Below are 21,679 nucleotides of genomic sequence, written 5' to 3'. Positions count from 1 at the left end.
TACAGGTACGAATTTTAATCGATTAAATGGAGGATGGTGTCCAATTTGTTCAGACGGAAAACAGTCCGAATCAACTTATTGACGCCTGAGATTTGTAACTGAAGGTTTTGTGATTCCAGAGCTGCATGGTATTTCATGAGTTCACCAATGGTGGCGCTGTCCAAGGACATGGTAATCTCTGTGAAATCGAGTTGGACATCCTCTTTGGAATTTTGAATGGTAGACATAATTCTTTCTCGAAACCCACTCAAACCATCGAACGAAATGTCTTCGTTTTTGATTTTGATGACAACAGCCAATGTTGTCCCTTTTTGACTGGTATTGTAAATATTGAAAGATTTTTTCAAAACAAATTTCAAATTCTGTCTTGTTTTTTGGAATCTTTTCTATCAAATAGATTTTCCTTATGTCTGTAAGCGATCGCCAAATGAAATTGATCAAGGAAGCTGCTGAGTTATTAATTATGGAGCATCGCCTAACAACAGATGATGCTGTAATTGTGATATCTTCAGCTTTGAAAAAAGAGTTATCAGCAAGAAACACGAGTTTTGAAAAACTGGAAAAGGGATCAAAAATTGATCGGACAAGTTTTATCAGGAGTGTTGTCAAACATGTACAAATTTCACTCGAAAGTAATCCTTATTGGAGAACACAAAATTTGGACAAATCGATCGAAAATTTTTACCAAGTCCTCCACAAACAATGGGATTAATTTGAACTCGATTCTTTATTGATACCATCAGTTTCGCAATAGTATAAAGATGGGAATTCTTTTGATCGATAAAATTCAAATGAAAATGTTTGTGATTCTTTCGGTAAAAAGTCTTCCTTTTCTAATGCTAAACTAGCATAATCAATCACCTTATCATTGGCTCCAATGATCAAACATTTGATCCTTGTGAAATTTACAATTGAAGTTCCTGAATTCTGAATTTTTCCTGTTAGGATTGTTCCTTTGTTTTTCACTTTTTTTAATTGAATGGAATCTAAATTGAGATTAGGGCGATTTAAATCACCTTGGTAGGTTGTGGCAGTAACGGCAATTTCATAATGATGATATTTTGGAATGGATGACCACAATACTTCGAAACTGACTGATTCATCATTCTCAATCAAATTTTTTTCGCCGTAACCATCACTTGACCCTAAACTCGTTCCATCTTCACTGAGCAATGTAACCGTAAACTTCGGCATCAATAAAGAATGACCGCTACGATTCGTAAATGTTCCCACAAAATAGGTGTTACCGATGCTATCTGGGAATCCATTGACATAAAAAAATTCTCCTTCGGGGATGATTTCAACTACGTTCAAATTGGGATCGAGGGTAATGGATTGATTTTCTTCTTCTTGGATGGAAGACGAGTTTTGTGAATTGGAATTGAAAACTGCGGTTATGATACTTCCAAATACCATCCATCCCACAACAACAGCGATGAGAACGTATTTGTATTTTGTCAGAGAAAATGTATCAGTATTTTGACTTGTGCCATAAACTTTTGGTGGAGGACTGTCATACATGGCAGCTGACGGAAGTTTGTCGAAACAATCGGAGCATCGGTAAATGGTTGCTGATTCTCGATAAATATTTGTACTACCACAGCTAGGGCATTGGTTTGGTTGAGTCATTTTTATTCCGCTTCTACTCTAGTCAGTATCAATTTAGAAATCAAGTCAGAAATTTGTTTCCGAGTCCCCATTTCGATGGTAAGTAGAAATGATAATGGGTAACATTGTGTTTGGTAATGCGGAGGTTTTGATTCGAGTGTATTTGCAATTGGAACTGCAATTGGAAATCAAAAGTGGATTGGGGATTTCATATGGGGAAGGAGGCAATTCCACAAATACAAACGAATTGATTTTGTTTAATGTAAGAAAACTGCTAAAACCCGACTCTTCAGGCGATTTTCGGAGTAAGATCAAATTTTTATTTTGATACAAGAGGGGAATGGCCACAAATGAAAAATCTGAATTATTGAATACGAGTGTTTGTTCTGGGATCTCTTTCAATGCAGACAATGTATTGGATTGGAATTTTGAAATTTTAATGATTTCTTTTGTTTGGTAATTCAGCTGGTAAATCGAATAGAAGCTTATCAATAGGGTGGTGATCATCCATTTCCATTCTTTGACCAAATTATTTTTAACGATTTGATGAATGGAAAATAAATAAAAAGGAGTAAGAAAATATAAATACCGTGGAGTGTTATGCCCACCTGTGTTAGGTGACAATATTATGACGAGAGCAGTTATGAAGATTAATGCCAGAGAGTGAAATGATTTCTGCTTCTGAAACCATTGGTAAAGGCTAAGAATTAAAAAAAGAGTAAAGATCGGAATCTGTTCCAAAAGCAATCGTAATAAATAAATACAAATTTCCAAATTCCATTTGAAGTTACCGTTTTTGAAGATTCTCAGTGGTAAAACCGTTCCAAAAAAGGAATAGTTGATACAAACAAAACAAATTCCGATCGCAAGTAACCAGACAATATACTTTTTCCAAATGGTTTCCCATTCAAAGTAAAATGGAAGAAGGAGAATCAGAAATACCATTTCTGGCCTCATCCAGACCAAAGTAACCGTGATAAATGAAGCTATTGAGATGAGTTTTTTATGAAGAACATAAAAAAGTAAAATCTCTAAAAAAAATATCAATATTGTATCGTGTATTAAGTTGGTATAAATAGGGATAGAAGCACCAAACATGAGTAATAAGGTTAAGAAGTGGTCTCGTTTCATTTGGAAAAACAGCCATAGAGATAGAAAAAAAAGAAGAAGTTGGGTGATTTGTAATCCAACCCTACCAAAAAAATGAAATATTGGAGATAACAAAATTGGGTATAAGTTTGGAAACGTGGAATCGATTCGATTATTTGTTAGGTGAAAAAATAAATTGGGTAAAGGGAAAAATTCTAAACTTGGGTCTGTTCTGATAAAAGGATAAGGAAGTTGTAATGATCCTTGGAAAGTTTGTTTTAGTTGCCATTCGAAGAGCGAAAAATCTGAAAAAGATACAATCTGAATTGTTTTGATAAACAGGTAAGAGAATGTTAAAAAACCTAAACCATAAAAGAAACCAATTGCTTTTTTTGTCTGGATCATGACTTATCGAAACTAACACATTCTGGAAAAGATCCAAGTAACAGCAATGAAAAAAGTAATCAAGTATGGAAATGGAAATCGATTTAACAAGGCTGCTGTAATCGGATTGATCGCTCTCATGGGATTTACATCGATATCTGCTTTGAGATGGTTTGATCAAAATTGGTTTCAATATGATTTGCCATATGGGTATTTCCATTACCCTCCTAATCGCACTATTCCTTTTTTCCGTAGTGGGGAAGTAGAACCTGGTAAGATTGGAAAATTTGGCATACGAGAATCCAGTAGTAAAGGTAACATATCTTGTCATTTTATTTTGTTAGGTGATTCGCAAACATTTGGGTCTGGTATTTTTTGGGAAGATACTTTTTCGGAAATTTTAAACCGTGAAACCAAGTGCCAATGGACAAATGTGAGTATGCCTGGATTTACTTTAGAGAATGAATTTGCTGTTTTTCAAAAAATCCAAAAGGAAATTCCTTTTGAAGAAGTTTTCCTTGTTGTATATGGCAATGATATTTATGAAACGGGGGATACTCCCGATTATTTGCATTTTCTTGGTAGGCAAAAATGGTACATTCATTTTATGTCTTTGTTTGTTCCAGAGTATACAAGATTGGTTCTAAAAAAACTGTACTTCGACTCGGTACAAGTTCGAATGGATGTGGAAATTCAAAAGTTTGCCCATACAGAATTCAAGCAAAACAAGAAGAAATCAAACAATGTAGAAGTAGAGTTAGGTGATGAATTGTTTCCTTCCTTTCGCACTTTATATTCTATCAGTCCCAACTATTTCAAAGAATCACTGAATGTAAATTCTGAAGCCAATCAAAACTTTAAAAGGTGGAAGCGAGTGTTTCGCCGATTCCATATGGATTTAATCCAAAACAAAAAGAAATTGAATTTAGTTTATATTCCTCTTGATGTTGAATTTGATCCCATTCGTTTCCAGGTTTACCAAAAAATTGGTTTTCCAATGGAAGAACGTTGGTTAGAAGGGGATTCTGAATTTGTGTTAGCATTACAAACTATGGCAAAAGAGTTTGGAATGAAATTCATCGATATGCGTTCATCGTTTCGAAACCAAAAACAACTCTTACAAAGAGAAGACATTCACTTCAATGAAAAAGCCAATCGATTGATGGCAGACCGAATCAAAGATATGTTTTGAATTGAATTTTAAGCTTCTGTTTCTAATTTTTTTAAGATAGGGCAGTCTGGCCTATGGTCTCCATGACAATGGTTTACTAAATGTTTGAGAGTATCTGTCATGTCTTTGATTTGTTTTAATTTTAAATTTAATTCCTCCAAATGTTTTTCAGCTAGTTGTTTGACTTGTTTGCTACTTCTGGATTTGTTTTTCCAAAGTCCGATCAAACTTTTAATGTCTTCTAATGAAAATCCAAGTTCTCTGGATCGTTTGATGAAACGTACATAGTGTACGTCGTCTTCAGAATAAAGCCTATACCCGTTGTCTGTCCTTCGCGTCTTTGGGATGAGGCCAATGCTCTCGTAATGGCGGATGAGTTTTGTCGTAACGCCTGAGGACTTGGAAAGTTCACCGATATTCATCATTTTACTCCAAAATTGGGATCAAAAAAAAGTAAAAAAAAGGGAAAAAATTTTAAATCGCCTATTGACCTTCCAACGGTGGGAAGGTTTACACTGGAGTTAAGATTAACAAAGGAGTTAATAATAAAACAATGAAAAATTCAATAGGAATCGTAGTTTTTTCGGTTCTTTTCAGTTTCCAACCAATTTTAGCGCATGGAGAACACAAACCTGGGCCAAATGGTGGTGTGATCCGAATGCCGGGCGCATTCCATACAGAAGTGTTGGTTTACAAAAACCTTGGATTTAAGGTGTATCTTTTGGATATCAACTTTGAAAATCCTACTTCCAAAAATTCAGATGTCAGTGCTATTATAGTGAATGCTGGCAAAGAAGTTAGATTGAAGTGTTCTGGCCACCCAGATCATTTTTATTGTGAATTGCCGAAAGGTGCTTCCTTAGACACTGGAGAATTACTTTTAAATCCAGTTTGGAAAGGCCAAAAAGGCGCAGAAGTAAAATACAAATTGCCGTTAGGTGAATTGAAAGAAGAAAAAAAGGAGCATCATCATGGTTAATTATGAAATCGAAGGAATGACTTGTACACATTGTAAAAAAACAGTGGAGAAAATTTTCGCAGAGAGGGGCAAACAAGCAGTTGCCGATGTCGATGCAGAAATGGTGAGTGTGAATGAAACTTTAACGGAAGAAGAGTTGGACCAACTCAAAAACCGTTTGAGTGAGGATGGATATACCCTTGGAAACGTCAAATAAACTAGCAGAACACACGTTAGATCTTTTTGGAATGACTTGTGCGAATTGTGCCCTTCGGATTGAGAAGGGCCTTTCCAAGGTCGCAGGTGTATCTGATGTTCGGGTTAATTTTGCAAGAGAGTCTGTATTTCTAAGATCTGAGGAATCGGTTACTGTCGATTCTTTACTCAAAACAGTAGAATTTCTTGGTTACAGCGCAACAGAACACGATCCAAACAAACAGTCAGAAACGGAAAAAAAGCAAAAAGACCATATTCGAGTTTTGAAAATTCGATTTATCCTTTCGGCCCTTTTTTCTCTTCCTTTGTTTTATGGGATGGTCACACATTTCCAATTTTTATCCTTCCTTCCGATGCCGCATATCCTGATGGACAGGTGGGTTCAGTTAGTACTCGCAACACCTGTACAATTTATCATTGGCTTTCCATTTTACCAATCCGCATACCGTGCCCTTCGCAATGGATCGGCAAATATGGATGTACTGGTGGTGATAGGAACCTCTGCGGCGTATGGGTATAGTATCTTTGGGAAAGATTTGTACTTTGAGACTTCAAGCGTTCTCATCACCTTTATCTTAGGTGGGAAATGGATTGAACATGTCGCCAAAGGGAAAAGTAGCGATGGAATCAAAGCATTACTCACACTCCGCCCCGAAACGGCAACTGTCAAAACCAATGGAGTCTGGACGGAAGTTCCCAATGAATACCTAAAACAAGGTGATTTGGTTCTCGTCAAAGCCTTAGAAAGATTTCCAATGGATGGAATCGTCACTGAAGGAGAAAGTTACGCCGATGAATCCATGTTAACTGGTGAAAGTATGCCTGTGGAAAAAAAACAAGGTGATAAGATTCTCGGTGGAACAGTGAATGGAAATGGATCGCTTGTGGTGAAGGCAATGAAAGTGGGAAATGATACTACTTTATCGCATATCATACGTTCGGTCGAAGAATCACTGGGGACAAAAGCACCTCTCCAAAGGATAGCCGATCAAATTTCTGCTTATTTTGTACCAGTTGTGATTGCCATAAGCATCTTGGATTTTTTGGTTTGGTTTTTCCTTTTGGCACCTGGTGAAATCACTACAGCGATTGAAACAAGTATTGCCATCCTTGTGATTGCTTGTCCCTGTGCACTTGGACTAGCCACTCCCATTTCCCTCCTTGTCGGAACGGGAAGGGCCGCAAAACGTGGGGTGCTCTTTCGTAGTGCGGAAGCTTTAGAATCTGTTTCTAAGATCAATCTGATTTTCTTTGATAAAACAGGGACACTCACAGAAGGAAAACCAAAAGTAACAGATGTTCTAGTGACTGGCATTTCAGATGAAAAAAAATCAATTGTGTTTGGTCATGTGTTAGCCATGGAAGAAACTTCTGATCACCCATTAGCCAAAGCCATCTTGGCATTTGGAAAGGAAAAAGATTTTTACTTGGGTAGTGTTGGGATGGTAAAAACGATCACTTCGCCAGGTGGTGGAATCCAAACAGAACTTGATGGTACTGTATATTTTGCCGGTAAACAATCGTTTGTTGAAATGAATGGATTTACCATTCCTGAGACAATAAGAAGTGCTGTGGAAGGATGGATCAAAGATGGTGTGAGTTTGGTCTTTGTTGGGATACGAGGGAACATGGAAGGCATGATTGTGTTTCGGATCGAAGACCAAATCCGAGAATCTTCCGTGAAAGCAATCCAAGAACTCCGTTCGATCGGTGTGGAACCGATTTTACTGACAGGTGACAATCTCGAAGCAGCAAACAAAGTAGCAAAAGCAGTGGGGATTGTGTCTGTGTATTCTGGATTGCTCCCAGAAGAAAAATCCAAGATCATCAAACAACTCAAAAACAATCAAATCCATTCGGCAATGGTGGGCGATGGGATCAATGATGCACCTGCACTTGCCTCGGCTGATGTTGGGATCGCTATGGGTGGCGGATCTGACATTGCGATCAGCACCGCAGATGTTGTGCTTGTGAATGGGGACATCCAAAGGATCGTGGACCTCATTCGCATCGGAAAGGATACAGTGCTTAACATCAGACAAAATTTTGGATGGGCACTTGGATACAACCTTCTTGGGATTCCCATTGCCGCCTCAGGTCTTCTGGCGCCTTGGGTGAGTGGAGCTGCCATGGCATTTAGTTCCATCTCTGTTGTGTTCAATGCACTCCGGATGAGTCGCTGGAAATAAAAAAGAACCGAACTAGGATAAAAGAAAAATCTGTGGACATTTTATTTTTCAAACCTCCTGCCCATTTGCAAACCTATGTCAAAGAGTTTTGGGTTTGGCGGGAGGTAACGGCAAATCAATTACCTTGGATTTTGCCATCTTACGAGTGTGAGATGGTCTTTCATTTGGGAGACCCTCCCATTGTGGAAACGGAATCAGGGGAAACATTTCCATTGCCAAAGTCTCATCTTGTTGGTCCACAAACGAGGAGGTGGAGGGTCCTCTCCGAATCCAAATTGACACTCGTCTCTATTCGTTTTTATGTAGCCGGTTTTTTTTCTCTTTTCTCAAAAAATGGAATGGAAATCAAAAATCAATTTTTGGAAATCGCATCGAACAATTGTTTGGATCATATTTTTCAAAATCCGATACTAGAAGAAAAAAAATTAATCGAATGTTTATCGGAGTATTTACAGAACTATCCTGGTTCTCCGTCTGAGATCCCGGCCTACCTACGTTTTGCCTTGTTTGCATTGACAAATCCCAAAACCAATATCAATCCACTTGCCCAAAAACTGGGGATCTCACGCAAACAATTGGAACGAAAATTCCAAGAAGTAGTAGGACTCAATCCTTCCGAATACAGGTCGGTGCACCGAGTTTTGTCCCTTGTCAGAAATCCAGAACATTACCAAACCAATAATCCAGACCTCCGACTCACAGACCTGGCTCAAATTTTTGAGTACACCGATCAGTCTCATTTTAATCACGATTTTAAACGAAATTCCGGTAGTATTCCTAAAGAATGGTTTGCAGAATATGAAAAAATGTCTCATTTTTACAAGCAAAACACAGCAGATGAGTGATAGGATGGTACCATGATACAAAACATACTCGATTTCGCTCTGAAATCAAAATCAAATATCAGACTTCGCAGTTTGTGTTCTGCCATCACTCGAAGTGACAAAGATAGTTTTGATCTTTTGTTATCTGATCTAGAACTGAAAAAAGTTTGCCTAGGTGAGTCAGCTTTACTGCTAGGGATTGCGGTCACAGAAACAACGGATGTTTATTTTTTGAAAAAACTTATAGCGATTGGCTTGAATCCAGACGAACCAGATAACATGGGTTTGTTCCCAATTCATAAGGCAACCGAAGCAGGAAATATAGAAGCGGTAGAAATTTTACTTTATGCAGGTGCCAATCCCAATGCGGCTGATCCGAATGGTGTGACTGCTTTACACATTGCCAATAGTTTTGATGGACTTGGCGAATTGTCTGACTTACTCATCCGAATGGGTGCCAATATTTACCAACGAGACAATTTAGGAAAACGATATTTGATGTAAGGATTCTTTCTTGTCGTATATGGCGGTGTCTCCATCTTTGCGAATATGATCGGAACACCTTTTACCAAACATGCGACAAAACTCCTCCTCTTAGGTTCTGGAGAATTAGGAAAAGAGGTAGCCATCGAAGCCAATCGATTGGGTGTTCATGTCATCGCCGTGGATCGTTATCCCAACGCACCAGCTATGCTTGTGGCACAAGAATCCCGGGTCATCAATATGCTCGATCCAAAAGAACTAGAGGCCACCATACGCGAGTTAAAGCCTGATTTTGTTGTCCCGGAAATTGAGGCCATCCATACCGAAACTCTTGTTACGTTAGAAAAAGATGGATTTAAGATCATACCGAGTGCCAAAGCAGTGAACCTCACCATGAACCGTGAAGGCATTCGTAATTTCGTTGCAAACGAACTGGGTTTAATAACCTCCCAATTCCTTTTTGCCGACACCATCGAAGATTTTACAAACGCAGTCCATACTATTGGTTTTCCTTGTGTCGTGAAACCCATTATGAGTTCTTCTGGGAAAGGACAAAGTTTAGTCAAAACAGAAGCCGATATAATAAAGGCATGGGAGTATGGCCAAACCGGAGGTCGGACTGGCAAAGGGAAGATGATCATTGAAGAGTTCATCCCTTTTGATTTTGAAATCACACTTCTTACGATCCGCCATATCGATGGAACCAGTTTTTTACCTCCCATTGGGCATAGACAAGTGAACGGGGATTATGTGGAGTCTTGGATGCCGCAACCCATGTCTGACCTAGCCTTAACATCCGCCAAAAACATTGCAGAAACTGTGACAACAGGCCTTGGTGGGTTTGGGATCTTTGGTGTGGAATTATTTGTGAAAGGGGACGAAGTGTACTTTAGTGAAGTCTCACCTAGGCCACATGACACAGGACTTGTGACCCTTATCTCCCAAAATGTTTCTGAGTTTTCCCTCCATGTGCGTGCCTTACTTGGGCTTCCCATCCCCGAACTTATCTTCCAAACACCTGCGGCAAGTTCTGCCATTTTACTCGAAGGGAATACCAAATCGCCTGAGTATGTAGGGCTAAAAGAAGCACTGGCAATCAAAGGTGTGGACATTCGCATTTTTGGGAAACCAGAAGTGGAAGGAAAACGCCGAATGGGTGTTAGTTTGGCACTTGGAAACACGATTGAAGAAGCAAAAGAAAAAGCCAATCGTGGTCGAGATCACATCCAATTAAAAACTTAAATTTTCCATTTTGACGGTGTGATATCAATTTCGTTTCTAGGGAGTTATGTGCATTCGTAAAAAGCAAACTATACCGATAAAACAATGAACCTTGACTTTGTTAAAAAAAGATTAGAATTTACAAGAAATGAATTAATAAATCTACAACAGTGGAAGCCATTTATTCCAGGTTACAATGGTGATGACTCTCCAACATATCAAAATTTAATTTTTCCGATTGTCTCAAAAATATGTAAAATACATAATTTAAAAATACGTAATGATGATGGAGGTTTTGGTAATACTTTTGCGGCAGTTTTTTTTCATTCTAAAGATATTCATTTTGGGCTCAATGAAGGATATACGATAATGTTTAATTTATACACGCCCATAGCTGCCTTCAGCAGGGATACAATCACCATTCGTAATGATTTTTGGACTCTTCCCAATATTAATGAACCAACTGCATTAATTGACTCAAACAATTATGCTAATGAATTTGAAAAATCAGTTATAGAAATACTTGAATCAAATGGAACATATGTATTAACAGTGAAAAATGCAATGGAACTTTTACCAGATGATATCATCCCTTATGAATATTGCTCAACCGATGAACCTTGGAATAAAATATTCAATCTTTTATTTTCAAGTACTGACTAATTTTAAGATCACGAACTACACATAACAGTAACTAACCGCTTCGCTTCGGGACGAGCCCTCGCTTGGGCTCCGCCACATAGGCTTCTGGCACTCCCCTTGCATTTGCAAGTGTCGTTCCAGTCCCTAACGTCCCGTTGGGACTCAGGGTCAGGGAACTTCGGTAAGGCTAGTTCGTTATACGAAATAGCAAAAATGTATGCCTCAGGACATGGGTAACACTTGAATTATTAAAAAAAACTATTTTTAAGGACTTTAATGAATTGAAGAAAGTTTTCAACTCCGTGAACCAGGTTGGTATATTTACAGTTTTTAACTTTAGCGGAAACCGCTTTAGATTGATTGCGGCTATTCATTTCAATAGGCAGAAAGTTTTTGTAAGAAACATTTTATCACATTCTGAATATGATAAAGGTAAATGGTAAATGGAAAACTTATGATTCTAGAAATTGAAAAAGTTAGAAATGTTTGGAACGATGTTAAAGATATTCTCTCTGTCCCTCATACTGATAAACAATACAAAAAATTAGTCAAGGTGTTGTTTCAGAAATCTTAAATGGGAAAAGAGAATTAAATGTACGGCAAATCAAAGCACTGCAGAAAAATTTAATATTTCTCCTTCGGTATTCATTTGATCGTGCAGTTTGTAACTTCGCATAACAATAACTAACCGCTACTCTTCAAAGCAAGGCCCTCGCTTGGGCTTCTGCCACATTCCTCAAACGATCGAAGGATTAGTCCTGTTTGATGTTTTGGACTTTAAAATTGGTCATTTTGTCTTCATAGATACTTCCGTCGCCATAAGGAAGGAAAACATTATCATAATGCATCGCAAGGAGTTTGGTTCCTTTTCCAAACCCTCGTATGAGTTCTGATTCAATGGAATCAAAATCATAAAACTCGATGGAATCCATGTATTGGCCATCATGAAGTAAGTTGAGAAAGATCACAAACTTACCTGCATGTTTCAAGATCTTCAAAGAAAATAACATTTCTCTTAATTTTAAAAGGTATAAGTAGGGACGCATATTCCTTGCCATCACTAACTTTTGTTCTGCTTCGCTTACATCGCGGAGTGCCAATCGTAAAAAGGCTTTGGTTTGTGTTTTTTCTTTGTCCCTTGCTTTTCTGCCGAGGGTCTCAAGTTCACTACGAACAAGTGTTATATTTTTAGTAAGAATTTTGTCATACAATTGGATGAGTTTGTATTGGGTGGAACGAACAGCAAGGTATGCGTCACCATATTTACCTTGGATATGAAGGCTTTTGAATCGTAAGTATTCGTCTATGATGTCTCTATATTCTAATTTTTCTTCGGTGTTGCCCAAGTGGATGATGCTGGAATCAATGGAGCGAACGAGTAAGTAGTTTTCTTCAGCACCAAATGCGACTTGTAAATTACCATTGGAGTGAGTTTGGTTCCCCCAAACAAAACATAGGCCTCCTAGTAAATAAAAAAGAAAGGTTCGCACAGTACAGTTTCGGTTGTTTGAGGGTGTAAAAAAAGTTCATAATTGATGGGCTTCGTCAATTAAGAGATTATGTCAGAATTTTGGTTGTAAAACCGTAAAAAACCCACAATTTTTCATTTCTTTCTACTCGTCCTTTCGGCTAGATTCTGCATCTTGGTTTTATACCTACTCCCCCTTCGGAATTTATATGATCAAAATATCTGGCTTAAACAAACAATTCAACGGCAATGTTTTATTCGATGACTTACAATTCAGTGTCAACCGTGGAGAAAGAGTGGGACTTGTGGGTCGTAATGGCCACGGAAAGTCTACTCTTGTTCAAATCATTTTAGGAAAAACAGAAGCTGATTCTGGAAACATCACCATCCCGAAAGGTTACCGCATTGGCCACTTAGAACAACACTTAGTTTTTACGAAACCAACAGTTCTTGAAGAATGTGCCCTTGGTTTGCCTGAAGGGGATGAATACGAAACTTGGAAAGTGGAGCGGATTTTATTTGGACTTGGATTTTCAGAAGGGGATATGGAAAGAAGCCCCAATGAATTTTCTGGTGGTTACCAAATTCGGATGAACTTGGCAAAACTCCTTGTGTCTGCTCCAGACATGCTCATCTTAGATGAACCAAACAACTATTTGGATATTGTCACCATACGTTGGTTAGAGGAGTTCCTTCGTGAATGGGAAGGGGAAATCATCCTCATCACACACGATAGAAGTTTTATGGACAGTGTTGTGACCCATACAGTCGCCATCCACCGTACCAAAGCCATCAAAGTACAAGGTGATACAGAAAAATTATACACCCAAATCAACCAGGCAGAAGAAATTTACGAAAAAACGAGACTCAACGAAGCCAAAAAACGAAAACAAGAAGAAATGTTCATCGCCAAGTTCAAAGCCAAGGCTAGTTTTGCGAGCCGTACCCAATCCCGTGTGAAAAAATTAGAAAAACAAGGTGAGATGAAAGCTCTGGATTCCATCGAAGATATGGAATTGTACTTTAACAGTGCCCCATTCTCCGCCAATCAAATGTTAAGCGTAGAAGATGTTTCTTTTTCCTATGATGGGAAGTCTCCTTTTTTGTTTGAAAATTTTTCTATCAGTGTCGGGCCAGAAGATCGGATTTGTATCATCGGAAAAAACGGAAAAGGAAAATCTACCCTTCTCAAACTCATTGCAGGGGAACTCTCACCTGTTTCTGGTGCCGTAAAAAAACACCCGATCTTAAAAGAAGGATACTTCGGACAAACAAACAAACTGAATATGACAGAAGGGAATACAGTCGTGCAGGAAATTATGAGTGCCGATCCTAATTGTTCGGAAGGGAAAGCTCGTAATATTGCTGGTGGTTTGATGTTTTCAGAAGACCTTGCCTTAAAAAAAGTGAAGGTCCTTTCGGGGGGAGAAAAGAGCCGGGTATTACTTGGTAAAATTTTAGTGACCCCTTGCCACTTACTTTACTTAGATGAACCGACAAACCACTTAGATATGCAGTCCTGCGACTCTCTGATTGAAGCCATCGATAATTTTGATGGATCTGTGATTATGGTCACCCACAACGAAATGCACTTGCGTGCTGTGGCGACAAAACTAATTGTATTCGATGATGACCGAGTTTTTGTCTATGATGGTGGTTATGACGACTTCCTCTCAGACATTGGCTGGAAGGATGAAACCGTTTGAAACCAATCCTAACCGTAAAACAAGTTTCCAAGTCCTATGAAAATGGATTCCAAGCATTAAAAACTGTGAATTGGGTAGTGGCTGATGGGGAAATCCACGCCCTTCTGGGTCCCAATGGTGCTGGCAAAACCACACTCATCAATTTGATATGTGGGATCGTCTCACCTAGCGCTGGCGAGGTGACTGTGGATGGGCATGATATCATTCGTGATTTCAAAAAAACCAGGTCTCTCATTGGACTTGTGCCTCAGGAACTGAGTGTCCATGCCTTTGAAACAGTTTGGGCAAGTGTGAGTTTCACAAGGGGCCTTTACGGAAAACCAGCAAATCCAAGTTACATCGAAGAAGTATTAAAATCCCTTTCCCTTTGGGACAAAAAAGACCAAAGGATCATGACATTATCTGGTGGGATGAAACGGCGTGTACTTATCGCCAAAGCATTGTCACACGAACCAAGGATTCTATTTTTAGATGAACCAAGTGCTGGTGTGGATGTGGAACTTAGAAAAGATATGTGGAAAATAGTGGAATCCCTTCGTAAAAAAGGAGTCACCATCATCCTTACCACACATTACATCGAAGAGGCGGAGTCAATCGCCGACCGAATCTCTGTGATCCGAAAAGGAGAAATTTTCCTCACAGAAAACAAAGACAAACTCATGAAACAATTGGGAACCAAACAATTGCGAATTGATTTAAAAAAACCGATCAAGTCATTACCCAAATCTTTATCAAAATTCAAATTGGAACTTGCCGATAACAATTCAGCACTTGTCTTCACTTACGATCGTTCTGATGATAGCAGTGTGATCACAAAACTACTCGATGATCTCAAAAAAGAAAAAATCCAATTCAGTGATTTGAGTACCAAACAAAGTTCTTTGGAAGAAATTTTTGTTCAATTATTACAGGAGTCCGTATGAATTTTTTTGCAATCCAAGCAATCTACCGGTTTGAAATGGCACGAACCTTTCGTACCTTACTACAAAGTATTGCCTCTCCTGTACTTTCCACGTCGTTGTATTTCATTGTCTTTGGTTCCGCGATTGGATCTCGGATCCAAGAGATTGATGGGATCCACTATGGAAGTTTCATTGTGCCAGGCCTTGTGATGTTGTCACTCTTAACTGAAAGTATCTCCAATGCATCCTTTGGGATTTATTTTCCTAAGTTCAATGGAACCATTTACGAGATCCTTTCGGCTCCTGTGACCATGTGGGAAGTGGTGATTGGGTATGTGGGGGCAGCGGCCACCAAATCACTGATGCTTGGGATTTTGATGCTTTTTACCGCTTCCTTTTTTGTTCCCATTCGGATCGATCATCCGTTTTTAATGGTATTTTTCCTTGTGTTAACATGCATTAGCTTTAGTTTGTTTGGATTTGTGATTGGGATTTGGGCGGATAGTTTTGAAAAACTACAAATGATTCCCATGCTTGTGATCACACCCCTTGTTTTTCTCGGTGGGAGTTTTTATTCCATCCAAATGTTACCAAGTTTTTGGCAACGAGTGAGCATGTTCAATCCAGTGTTGTATCTCGTGAGCGGATTTCGGTACAGCTTTTTTGAACGAGCAGATGTTGCTTTGTCTGTGAGTATCACAATGATTTTAGTGTTTTTATCAGTGTGTTTGTTTGTGACATGGCTTATCTTTCGCACTGGGTATAAAATCAAAAACTAAATCGAAATTTAGTTCCTTTCGTGGGATAGGTCATTCCGATTGGGATTTTGAATTCAGTTTTGTTTTTTCGTTATCAACCGAAGGTCGGCGACTAACCTTTGTATGTCGCCCGTCCCTTTGGCTCTGTAAATTCCACGTAAGTAGTTTTTCCCATCAAACAAAAAAATATTTTCTGTATGAACAAACTCATACTTGTTTTTTTCCAAAGAAAATCCTTCCACCTCGGCACCACAGGTGGATTTGGCAAAGGACTCAATCACTTCCACCTCACCCGTATGGAAAAACCAATTTGGGTTTTGGATTTTGTAGAGCTTTCGATAGTTTGATAGGACACTCGGTGTATCTTCCTTTGGATTGATGGAGATGGAATGAATTTCTAAATTGGGAAACTCGGCCAAATCAGGTTGGATTTGGATGATGTTTTTTGTGATGAGGGGACATATCCCTCGGCAGGTCGCATAAAAAAAGACAACAAGGCTCACTGGTTTGGGATGGTCTTTCCATCGGTAAGTTTGCCCCAAATGGTTTGTGAGTTGGAATCCTTCTGGGATTTGTTTCAGACCTTCTAAGGCACTCGGATCCTTTGTCCAAACAGGATCAAAATCCTTTCCTAAAAAATAAGGAAGGGAATCTCTTTCTGGTTTGGACTCTGTTTCCTTACACATAACAAGTGATAAAGCGACAAGGAAAAAGAGGAGAGGGAGAAGGGCTCTTACCTTTTTTCGAAAGTGATTTTGTGGATTTGGTTTTTTAGGTTTCATTCCAAATATTGTAGATGCCCAACAAATCAAAGTTTGGTGCCGTTCTCTTCTACGTTGTTTTCTGGAACGGGTTCACAAAGTTTACTACCCGGTTTTCCAAAACTTTCTCCCGATTCCAAAAACACATGGTTCAAATAAATTTGCCCTCGTTTGTTCCATTTTTTGACGACCTTTGGTTTGCCCGAAGGAAAAAAAGTTTGGTAGGTAGACATCTCGCCGTTGTCAAAGTATTCGATGTGTTCGCCGACAGGGATCCCGTTCTCAAATTCAGAACTTTGTCTCAGTTTCCCATTGGGAAAATACAATTGGTGGCTACCATGTTTTTGCCCATACCGAACCGTCCTTGTTTCGAGGACCACTCCGCCAAAGGTTTTTACCGTATAACTCCCGTGAGGGACTCCTTTATAGTATTCGGTCTCATAGGTTTCGGCAAGGATCGTGTTTTCTGCGACCAGAATCCCGGTAAATCGTTCCCCTTGGAAGAGGAGGAAGTGGTTTTGATCTTCGGATAAATCTTTGTTCCCCACTTCCACCCTTTGTTTGGCACAGGACAAACAAAGGAGAAGGCTAAAACAAAATACAGGAGATAGGATTCGAACCAAACGAGGTTTAGTTGGAAACTGTTCCTGGAGTCCCGTGGAATTGGGAACCGATAAGGGTATTTGTCCCAGCCGTGGTATCATTTGCATAATGGTAATGGTAAATTCCGCCCGGGAACAAAACGGTATTTGCCGTATGGCCATGGTTGGCATCAAGAATTGGTGTTCCCGTACCAGGTGCGGCATCATTTCCCGTATCAGCAGTGCCACCGTCACAAAGTTGTCCGTAAACCGGGAACCCATCCAAGAGGACACCAATCAAATTGGCATTATTATTGGAAACATTGAGTGGTTGGGCATGGTGGTGGTAGACCCCAGACGTTTGCGGGTGGCCGTTGAACTTATCAAAGGTGGACACTTCCGAAGCCAATGTGTCCCCTGGTGCGGCCGCATTATTGAAGATCGCAAGTCCATTCACCGTAATCCCCACAGAGACATAGCCACTTTGGGTTCCTGTTTTGGTGCCTGTCTTTTCTGCCGGAACACTCGGGATGGAATACACCAAACACTGAGATTGGATTTGGTTATTCCCTGCAGGAGTTTGGCCACCAGCTAGGGCTTCGTACATAGGGGAAGAAGATCCAAAATAATAACTTTTGTTATTTGGAACATTTTGCGAACGGAATACATAATTACTGCCCGAAACAGAACCGACGGCACATTTAAAATTGTTTCGGATCCAAGCGGGGAGGTCCGCCGACATGGAGGAAGTCATTCCTGTGATACAATCGGTACTCGCATTTAAGGTGGCAGTGGAATTTACAACCGTCGTCCCCGTAAATGAGGAATTGGCACAAATCCGAGTGGAAGCTGCGGCAGCTAACAGAAGCAAGGTTTCTTCATCAGAATCTGATTTGGGTTTACAGTTGGTTAGTATTAGTACGAAGAGTACGAGAAGAGACGTGGAGGCTAAAAGATGTTTCCTTTCCATAGAGGGTTTACGGTAGAAGGATTCTAATAATTGTCAAGGAATTTCCCTAGTGACCAGGGCCTTCCTTGGATTCCAAATTTCGAATATAGTGGATTAGTATATTTTTAATAATTCCACTTCAAAGATGAGAGTGGAGTCAGGTGGGATGTTTCCTACTTTTTTACTGCCATACCCAAGCTCTGGTGGGATGATGAGTTTCCGTTTGCCACCCACTCGCATCCCTTTGATGCCTTTGTCCCAACCCTTCACCACTTCTCCTGCTCCCAAGTTGAATTCAAAAGGGCGGTTGCGATCGCGTGAACTATCAAATTTGGTTCCGTTTTTTAATTTTCCCACATAATGGACGGTGACATAGGAACCAGAGAAGGCTTCATCTCCTTTGCCAACGACGAGGTCAATGATTTGGAAATCTTTTTCCGCAGGGGAAAGGGGGAGACTCAAAAACATTAAAAAAGAGAGAGATAGGGGGATCCAAGACTTCATTCTAATCGAAAGGCTAACCAAAGGCCGAAACTTTGCCAATGAAAAAAACTAGCCGAGTTCAGTTCTCAAATTATGGTGAACCCATGTTTCATGAATTGGTTTTTTATTGTAAGGAATTAGAAGGCTTTATTTTCCGAAATCAAATCCAAGAATTTAAGGAAGGGGAACACGATAGTTTTTTTGCAGAAGAGATGTTAAAAACCATCCAAACCGAATCCTTAAAAATCCCCCAATCGGAAAAACAAAAGTATCCAAACCTCCCTTGGGAAAAAATGGATACCATGTGGCAAAAGGATTTGGCTCGTGCGTACGATTACATCGACTTAAAGATGTTATACTACGTTTGTGCGTATGAAATTCCCAAGTTCTCAAAAACCATCAAACTGGAAATCAGGTAAAAATTTAGGCCGCTGTACGACCATTGTTTTTGATGATTTCGATGTTTTCTTCGAAACGAACTTTTTCTGCATAGGTTCGTTTTCCTGAAAACTCAACTCCAACCAATAAATCACCAGATTCTTCTTTGTGAGCCCAAGCAATTTTCCCAAAAAATCGAAACGGAGTTTGTAGTTTAAACACTAACTCAAGGAGAATCCCTTTTTGTTTTGGTAAGGTTTCCACCAAAGTGCTGTTACTCACTCGGAGTTTGAGCCCAGTAGTCGAAAGATCGATGACAGGGAATTTTTCTACCGTTGTCATTAGATTTGCATCTTTGATCCGTTCGATCATTTCGGAAATTTGGATTTGGTAAAATTTTAAATCGTCATCAGAGATGAGTTTGTCTTTGGTTTGTAACCAGTAGTAACCAATGGGTATGATTTCTTCTAATTCGTTTTTGTAAAGAATTGGTAAAATGAGTTCTGACTTAATTTTTTTATCACGAGCGGCAAACGCAAGTTTGTCGACATTGTCTTCGATATCATCTTCGTAATTTAAAAAACCTTCCGCATCCATTTTGTAACTTTCGGGACTTGTGGCGTCTTTGATGAAAAGGATTTTTTGACTCGACTTAACAACATCAAACTTACGTTCCATTCCAGATTTAAAAATATCCATGGTGCCCGCTTCTCCGGATCGAACCATCATTCGTTTGCGATAGTCTTCAAAGTTGACTCGGACAAGAGTGGGGATATTGAACATATTGGCTTCGATGATGGTTTTAGAACTCACAATGTTTGTGACATTGACCATTCCTTCTTCTGTGATGGAAAATCTGGGATTCAGTCTTTCTTTTTTGGCGATGAGGACTTTTTCCACACGCAATTGGATTTTATGAGGTGCCAGTTGTTTGACAAAAACGCAATGGAGTTCGAGGTATCGTGCGAGTAACTTAGAGAGAACAATTGTCGATCCTTCTCCGATGGGCCAAATTTCTGACCATTGGAGGATGATCTCTTCACCGCCAGGTACTTCTTGCAAAACGGTCATGGTTTGCACCTGTCCGTTCCAACTGGCTTTCATTTCCTGATTCATGAGATAGTGTAAGATCACATGGTTTTTTTGTTCTTTGCCTGTGATTTGGTCCATTGGTCGCATAGCTAATTTCCAAGTTCTATTATGTTAAGACGGAAATAAATTTCCCATCTATTGGAAAGTAAAGACTATACGCATCTCTTTGGCAAGAAAAAGGATAAATTAAAGAAGCAGTAGGTGTTTTTTTTCTGTGAATTCATAACAAAAACGAATCCATGAAAAATGATTTTGTAAGTGAGAAAACTCGGGAAGGTACTGAGATAAAAATGATTCACAACGTTTCTCACGTTCCATTTGTTTTTTTTCCATGACAGATGTTAGATCATGAATTGTTTTTTCGTATATGGCTTTATCCATATAACCTTCCAACATTGCCTGTTTTAAAAATTCATTTTTTTCTTTCCACTCACTTGGGGAAAGTACTGAGATGGATTGGATCTCCATCCAAAACTCTTTCAATGCCGATTCAATCTTAGGGATTTCCTTCTTCATCCCTTCACATTTAAAAAATAAAGTACGAAGATGGCTCTTCGCATTTTGTTCGATTTCGGAAAGTGTCTCTTCTTGGAAGGGCGGGAAAAGTTTCGGAAAAGAAAAGGTATAAACGGGACCAGAATAGGGCGCATACAATTCCAATTGGTAAAGGGACTGCGTGGACCATTGTAAGGTGCCTTTCACAGGGATTCCTTCCACTTCAATTTCAATTGTACGAACTCCGAGCATACAAATCAATTGCTTACGTAGCGAATTTTATTGTCCTCTTTCCAATTTTTTTGAATCCTTTTTGCAACGAAAACTAGGGAGTGAGACTCTGACAGTGAGATGAGTCAAAAACAGGTCGTTCCAAACCACCCACCCAAAATTCCAAAAGCAAAGGGAACCAAACGCGCCCTACTTGTGGAAGGAGGCGGAATGAAAGGAGCCTTTTCAAGTGGGGTTTTGTACGCATGGAATCGGTTCTTACGGCCAAATTACTTTGATTTGGTGGTGGGTGTTTCGTCTGGGGCTTGTGCTGCTGCCTATTATGTGTCGATGCCAAAGGAAGAACCGATCAAAAGTGAAAAAGCTCTCGCCGTTTGGTACAGAGATTTATCTGGGAGAAAACTCATTTCGTTTTTCCATCCCTTCCAAGGGAAAACCCTTCTCAACCAAGAATACCTCATTGATTTTATTTTTCGGAAAAAAGTCCGTTTGGAATCCGAAACCCTCGATTCCAAAAAACTCCCGCATTTTGTGATTGCTGTGAGTAATTTGCACACTCATTCCATTGAATACATCAAAGCCACATCTTCGAATATTTTTGATTTATTAAAGGCGGCCACTTCCCTCCCCATCGCGACCCGCGGAAAACATATGTTAGATGGGATTTTGTATTCGGATGCTGCCATCCTGAATCCACTTCCTATCCAAGATATCATTGAAGCTGGTTACAAAGAAATTGTAGTGATCATGAATTCACCCATTCGGCATATTTCAGGTCCACTCACAAGGCTCACTAGTTTTTTTGCCTTCCCGAAACACAGAACCATCCGGCGTATGATGCGGAAGTTCCACCATTTTCATTTTAACTTAGGGCGTGAAATTGCAGTCAAACCACCAAAAGGTGTGAAGATCATCACGGTCGCTCCCGATGAACCACTTCCAGTGAAACTCACAACCACCATCCGCACCAAATTGTACAAAACGGCCTTACTCGGTGTGAAAAAAGGGGAGGAAGCGATCCAAAAGATTTTAAAACGGAAACTTAAATCCAGATAAAAATGGAACCGAGTGAAACGTGATGCATCGTTTT

26 protein-coding genes and 1 pseudogene are annotated in these 21,679 nt (G+C 39.5%); 16 read left to right on the top strand and 11 right to left on the bottom strand.

The features are described from left to right. Window positions 1-14: 14 nt before the first annotated feature. Window positions 15-347: an STAS domain-containing protein gene (locus LEPBI_RS13500; protein WP_143708639.1), complete on the bottom strand. Its 333-nt coding sequence runs from the start codon at window positions 345-347 to the stop codon at window positions 15-17. An 80-nt stretch (window positions 348-427) separates the two neighbouring features. On the opposite strand from LEPBI_RS13500, the gene LEPBI_RS13495 reads away from it, so the two are divergent. Then, complete coding sequence (locus tag LEPBI_RS13495; protein WP_226992791.1) at window positions 428-712, top strand: hypothetical protein; 285 nt, start codon at window positions 428-430, stop codon at window positions 710-712. Here the strand turns inward: LEPBI_RS13495 and LEPBI_RS13490 are convergent. After that, complete coding sequence (locus LEPBI_RS13490) at window positions 709-1,629, bottom strand: eL43 family ribosomal protein (protein ID WP_012389682.1); 921 nt, start codon at window positions 1,627-1,629, stop codon at window positions 709-711. The two genes, LEPBI_RS13495 and LEPBI_RS13490, sit on opposite strands and share 4 nt — an antisense overlap. 45 nt (window positions 1,630-1,674) lie before the next feature. Continuing rightward, on the bottom strand, window positions 1,675-3,102 hold the full coding sequence (locus LEPBI_RS13485) for an LA_3751/LA_3752 family putative glycosyltransferase (protein WP_012389681.1): 1,428 nt from the start codon (window positions 3,100-3,102) through the stop codon (window positions 1,675-1,677). Window positions 3,103-3,148: 46 nt separating this feature from the next. Here LEPBI_RS13485 and LEPBI_RS13480 point away from each other — a divergent pair, with 46 nt between their 5' ends. Further along, window positions 3,149-4,273: a hypothetical protein gene (locus LEPBI_RS13480; RefSeq protein ID WP_012389680.1), complete on the top strand. Its 1,125-nt coding sequence runs from the start codon at window positions 3,149-3,151 to the stop codon at window positions 4,271-4,273. An 8-nt stretch (window positions 4,274-4,281) separates the two neighbouring features. Here LEPBI_RS13480 and cueR read toward each other — a convergent pair whose 3' ends face one another. Next, window positions 4,282-4,674 (bottom strand): Cu(I)-responsive transcriptional regulator, encoded by a 393-nt coding sequence (cueR, locus tag LEPBI_RS13475; RefSeq protein ID WP_012389679.1) that lies wholly within the window; start codon window positions 4,672-4,674, stop codon window positions 4,282-4,284. 131 nt (window positions 4,675-4,805) lie between these two features. Here cueR and LEPBI_RS13470 point away from each other — a divergent pair, with 131 nt between their 5' ends. The 9 genes and pseudogenes from LEPBI_RS13470 (at window position 4,806) to LEPBI_RS19255 (ending at window position 11,438) form a co-directional block, all read left to right on the top strand. After that, window positions 4,806-5,231 (top strand): hypothetical protein, encoded by a 426-nt coding sequence (locus tag LEPBI_RS13470; RefSeq protein WP_012389678.1) that lies wholly within the window; start codon window positions 4,806-4,808, stop codon window positions 5,229-5,231. Next, complete coding sequence (locus tag LEPBI_RS13465; protein WP_012389677.1) at window positions 5,224-5,427, top strand: heavy-metal-associated domain-containing protein; 204 nt, start codon at window positions 5,224-5,226, stop codon at window positions 5,425-5,427. Before LEPBI_RS13470 ends, LEPBI_RS13465 begins: the two co-directional genes overlap by 8 nt. Further along, the gene (locus LEPBI_RS13460; protein WP_012389676.1) at window positions 5,411-7,615 is read left to right on the top strand and encodes a heavy metal translocating P-type ATPase; all 2,205 of its coding nucleotides are present in this window, start codon (window positions 5,411-5,413) and stop codon (window positions 7,613-7,615) included. The genes LEPBI_RS13465 and LEPBI_RS13460 overlap by 17 nt, the downstream gene beginning before the upstream one ends. A 32-nt stretch (window positions 7,616-7,647) precedes the next feature. Then, window positions 7,648-8,460 (top strand): AraC family transcriptional regulator, encoded by an 813-nt coding sequence (locus LEPBI_RS13455; protein ID WP_012389675.1) that lies wholly within the window; start codon window positions 7,648-7,650, stop codon window positions 8,458-8,460. Between the two features lie 12 nt (window positions 8,461-8,472). Next, complete coding sequence (locus LEPBI_RS13450) at window positions 8,473-8,943, top strand: ankyrin repeat domain-containing protein (RefSeq protein ID WP_012389674.1); 471 nt, start codon at window positions 8,473-8,475, stop codon at window positions 8,941-8,943. 45 nt (window positions 8,944-8,988) lie between these two features. After that, complete coding sequence (gene purT / locus LEPBI_RS13445) at window positions 8,989-10,164, top strand: formate-dependent phosphoribosylglycinamide formyltransferase (RefSeq protein WP_012389673.1); 1,176 nt, start codon at window positions 8,989-8,991, stop codon at window positions 10,162-10,164. A gap of 84 nt (window positions 10,165-10,248) precedes the next feature. Further along, window positions 10,249-10,806: a hypothetical protein gene (locus tag LEPBI_RS13440; RefSeq protein ID WP_012389672.1), complete on the top strand. Its 558-nt coding sequence runs from the start codon at window positions 10,249-10,251 to the stop codon at window positions 10,804-10,806. Between the two features lie 176 nt (window positions 10,807-10,982). Continuing rightward, the gene (locus LEPBI_RS18960; protein WP_081431671.1) at window positions 10,983-11,228 is read left to right on the top strand and encodes a type II toxin-antitoxin system HigB family toxin; all 246 of its coding nucleotides are present in this window, start codon (window positions 10,983-10,985) and stop codon (window positions 11,226-11,228) included. A gap of 11 nt (window positions 11,229-11,239) precedes the next feature. Beyond that, window positions 11,240-11,438, top strand: a pseudogene (locus LEPBI_RS19255) (hypothetical protein). Between the two features lie 99 nt (window positions 11,439-11,537). Here the strand turns inward: LEPBI_RS19255 and LEPBI_RS13435 are convergent. After that, window positions 11,538-12,275 carry an adhesin OmpL37 family surface protein gene (locus tag LEPBI_RS13435; RefSeq protein WP_012389670.1) on the bottom strand — a complete coding sequence of 246 codons (738 nt, stop codon included), beginning with the start codon at window positions 12,273-12,275 and terminating at the stop codon, window positions 11,538-11,540. 187 nt (window positions 12,276-12,462) lie between these two features. Between LEPBI_RS13435 and LEPBI_RS13430 the strand changes: the two genes are divergently transcribed. Genes LEPBI_RS13430 through LEPBI_RS13420 form a run of 3 tightly spaced genes read left to right on the top strand, consistent with a single transcriptional unit; the run spans window position 12,463 to window position 15,640 of the window. After that, the gene (locus LEPBI_RS13430) at window positions 12,463-13,959 is read left to right on the top strand and encodes an ABC-F family ATP-binding cassette domain-containing protein (protein WP_012389669.1); all 1,497 of its coding nucleotides are present in this window, start codon (window positions 12,463-12,465) and stop codon (window positions 13,957-13,959) included. Further along, window positions 13,956-14,882, top strand: coding sequence for an ABC transporter ATP-binding protein (locus LEPBI_RS13425; protein ID WP_012389668.1), 927 nt, complete (start codon window positions 13,956-13,958; stop codon window positions 14,880-14,882). The genes LEPBI_RS13430 and LEPBI_RS13425 overlap by 4 nt, the downstream gene beginning before the upstream one ends. Further along, window positions 14,879-15,640, top strand: coding sequence for an ABC transporter permease (locus LEPBI_RS13420; RefSeq protein ID WP_012389667.1), 762 nt, complete (start codon window positions 14,879-14,881; stop codon window positions 15,638-15,640). Before LEPBI_RS13425 ends, LEPBI_RS13420 begins: the two co-directional genes overlap by 4 nt. Before the next feature lie 53 nt (window positions 15,641-15,693). On the opposite strand, the gene LEPBI_RS13415 is transcribed toward LEPBI_RS13420, so the two are convergent. The 4 genes from LEPBI_RS13415 to LEPBI_RS13400 form a co-directional block, all read right to left on the bottom strand. After that, a complete protein-coding gene (locus LEPBI_RS13415; RefSeq protein WP_226992790.1) occupies window positions 15,694-16,401 on the bottom strand; it encodes an SCO family protein in 708 nt (235 codons plus the stop codon). Window positions 16,402-16,427: 26 nt separating this feature from the next. Beyond that, a complete protein-coding gene (locus LEPBI_RS13410) occupies window positions 16,428-17,003 on the bottom strand; it encodes a toxin-antitoxin system YwqK family antitoxin (protein WP_012389665.1) in 576 nt (191 codons plus the stop codon). 7 nt (window positions 17,004-17,010) lie between these two features. Further along, window positions 17,011-17,931 (bottom strand): YHYH protein, encoded by a 921-nt coding sequence (locus LEPBI_RS13405; RefSeq protein WP_012389664.1) that lies wholly within the window; start codon window positions 17,929-17,931, stop codon window positions 17,011-17,013. A gap of 93 nt (window positions 17,932-18,024) precedes the next feature. Continuing rightward, window positions 18,025-18,414: an FKBP-type peptidyl-prolyl cis-trans isomerase gene (locus LEPBI_RS13400; protein ID WP_041769887.1), complete on the bottom strand. Its 390-nt coding sequence runs from the start codon at window positions 18,412-18,414 to the stop codon at window positions 18,025-18,027. Between the two features lie 83 nt (window positions 18,415-18,497). Here LEPBI_RS13400 and LEPBI_RS13395 point away from each other — a divergent pair, with 83 nt between their 5' ends. Continuing rightward, window positions 18,498-18,812 carry a HepT-like ribonuclease domain-containing protein gene (locus LEPBI_RS13395; protein ID WP_041770046.1) on the top strand — a complete coding sequence of 105 codons (315 nt, stop codon included), beginning with the start codon at window positions 18,498-18,500 and terminating at the stop codon, window positions 18,810-18,812. A 4-nt stretch (window positions 18,813-18,816) separates the two neighbouring features. On the opposite strand, the gene LEPBI_RS13390 is transcribed toward LEPBI_RS13395, so the two are convergent. After that, window positions 18,817-19,950 carry a DUF1577 domain-containing protein gene (locus LEPBI_RS13390; RefSeq protein ID WP_012389661.1) on the bottom strand — a complete coding sequence of 378 codons (1,134 nt, stop codon included), beginning with the start codon at window positions 19,948-19,950 and terminating at the stop codon, window positions 18,817-18,819. A gap of 99 nt (window positions 19,951-20,049) precedes the next feature. Further along, window positions 20,050-20,610, bottom strand: a complete 561-nt coding sequence (locus LEPBI_RS13385; RefSeq protein ID WP_012476391.1) for a hypothetical protein — start codon at window positions 20,608-20,610, stop codon at window positions 20,050-20,052. 99 nt (window positions 20,611-20,709) lie between these two features. Here LEPBI_RS13385 and LEPBI_RS13380 point away from each other — a divergent pair, with 99 nt between their 5' ends. Then, on the top strand, window positions 20,710-21,645 hold the full coding sequence (locus LEPBI_RS13380) for a patatin-like phospholipase family protein (protein WP_012389659.1): 936 nt from the start codon (window positions 20,710-20,712) through the stop codon (window positions 21,643-21,645). Window positions 21,646-21,679: the final 34 nt, after the last annotated feature.

The sequence above is a fragment of the Leptospira biflexa serovar Patoc strain 'Patoc 1 (Paris)' genome (genome assembly GCF_000017685.1).
In the GTDB taxonomy this organism is placed as follows: domain Bacteria; phylum Spirochaetota; class Leptospiria; order Leptospirales; family Leptospiraceae; genus Leptospira_A; species Leptospira_A biflexa.
Note: the sequence above shows the minus strand (reverse complement) of the source record. Positions and strands in the feature narration are given on the sequence as shown.

Bases quoted from the DNA above. Each gene is read 5' to 3' on its own strand.
- LEPBI_RS13485 (WP_012389681.1), bottom strand. From the start codon at position 3,102: ATGATCCAGACAAAAAAAGCAATTGGTTTCTTTTATGGTTTAGGTTTT.
- LEPBI_RS13380 (WP_012389659.1), top strand. From the start codon at position 20,710: ATGAGTCAAAAACAGGTCGTTCCAAACCACCCACCCAAAATTCCAAAA.
- LEPBI_RS13470 (WP_012389678.1), top strand. From the start codon at position 4,806: ATGAAAAATTCAATAGGAATCGTAGTTTTTTCGGTTCTTTTCAGTTTC.
- LEPBI_RS13405 (WP_012389664.1), bottom strand. From the start codon at position 17,931: ATGGAAAGGAAACATCTTTTAGCCTCCACGTCTCTTCTCGTACTCTTC.
- LEPBI_RS13430 (WP_012389669.1), top strand. From the start codon at position 12,463: ATGATCAAAATATCTGGCTTAAACAAACAATTCAACGGCAATGTTTTA.
- LEPBI_RS13415 (WP_226992790.1), bottom strand. From the start codon at position 16,401: ATGAAACCTAAAAAACCAAATCCACAAAATCACTTTCGAAAAAAGGTA.
- cueR (WP_012389679.1), bottom strand. From the start codon at position 4,674: ATGAATATCGGTGAACTTTCCAAGTCCTCAGGCGTTACGACAAAACTC.
- purT (WP_012389673.1), top strand. From the start codon at position 8,989: ATGATCGGAACACCTTTTACCAAACATGCGACAAAACTCCTCCTCTTA.
- LEPBI_RS13420 (WP_012389667.1), top strand. From the start codon at position 14,879: ATGAATTTTTTTGCAATCCAAGCAATCTACCGGTTTGAAATGGCACGA.
- LEPBI_RS13480 (WP_012389680.1), top strand. From the start codon at position 3,149: ATGAAAAAAGTAATCAAGTATGGAAATGGAAATCGATTTAACAAGGCT.
- LEPBI_RS13490 (WP_012389682.1), bottom strand. From the start codon at position 1,629: ATGACTCAACCAAACCAATGCCCTAGCTGTGGTAGTACAAATATTTAT.
- LEPBI_RS13390 (WP_012389661.1), bottom strand. From the start codon at position 19,950: ATGCGACCAATGGACCAAATCACAGGCAAAGAACAAAAAAACCATGTG.
- LEPBI_RS13440 (WP_012389672.1), top strand. From the start codon at position 10,249: ATGAACCTTGACTTTGTTAAAAAAAGATTAGAATTTACAAGAAATGAA.
- LEPBI_RS13465 (WP_012389677.1), top strand. From the start codon at position 5,224: ATGGTTAATTATGAAATCGAAGGAATGACTTGTACACATTGTAAAAAA.
- LEPBI_RS13495 (WP_226992791.1), top strand. From the start codon at position 428: ATGAAATTGATCAAGGAAGCTGCTGAGTTATTAATTATGGAGCATCGC.
- LEPBI_RS13395 (WP_041770046.1), top strand. From the start codon at position 18,498: ATGTTTCATGAATTGGTTTTTTATTGTAAGGAATTAGAAGGCTTTATT.
- LEPBI_RS13385 (WP_012476391.1), bottom strand. From the start codon at position 20,610: ATGCTCGGAGTTCGTACAATTGAAATTGAAGTGGAAGGAATCCCTGTG.
- LEPBI_RS13450 (WP_012389674.1), top strand. From the start codon at position 8,473: ATGATACAAAACATACTCGATTTCGCTCTGAAATCAAAATCAAATATC.
- LEPBI_RS13400 (WP_041769887.1), bottom strand. From the start codon at position 18,414: ATGAAGTCTTGGATCCCCCTATCTCTCTCTTTTTTAATGTTTTTGAGT.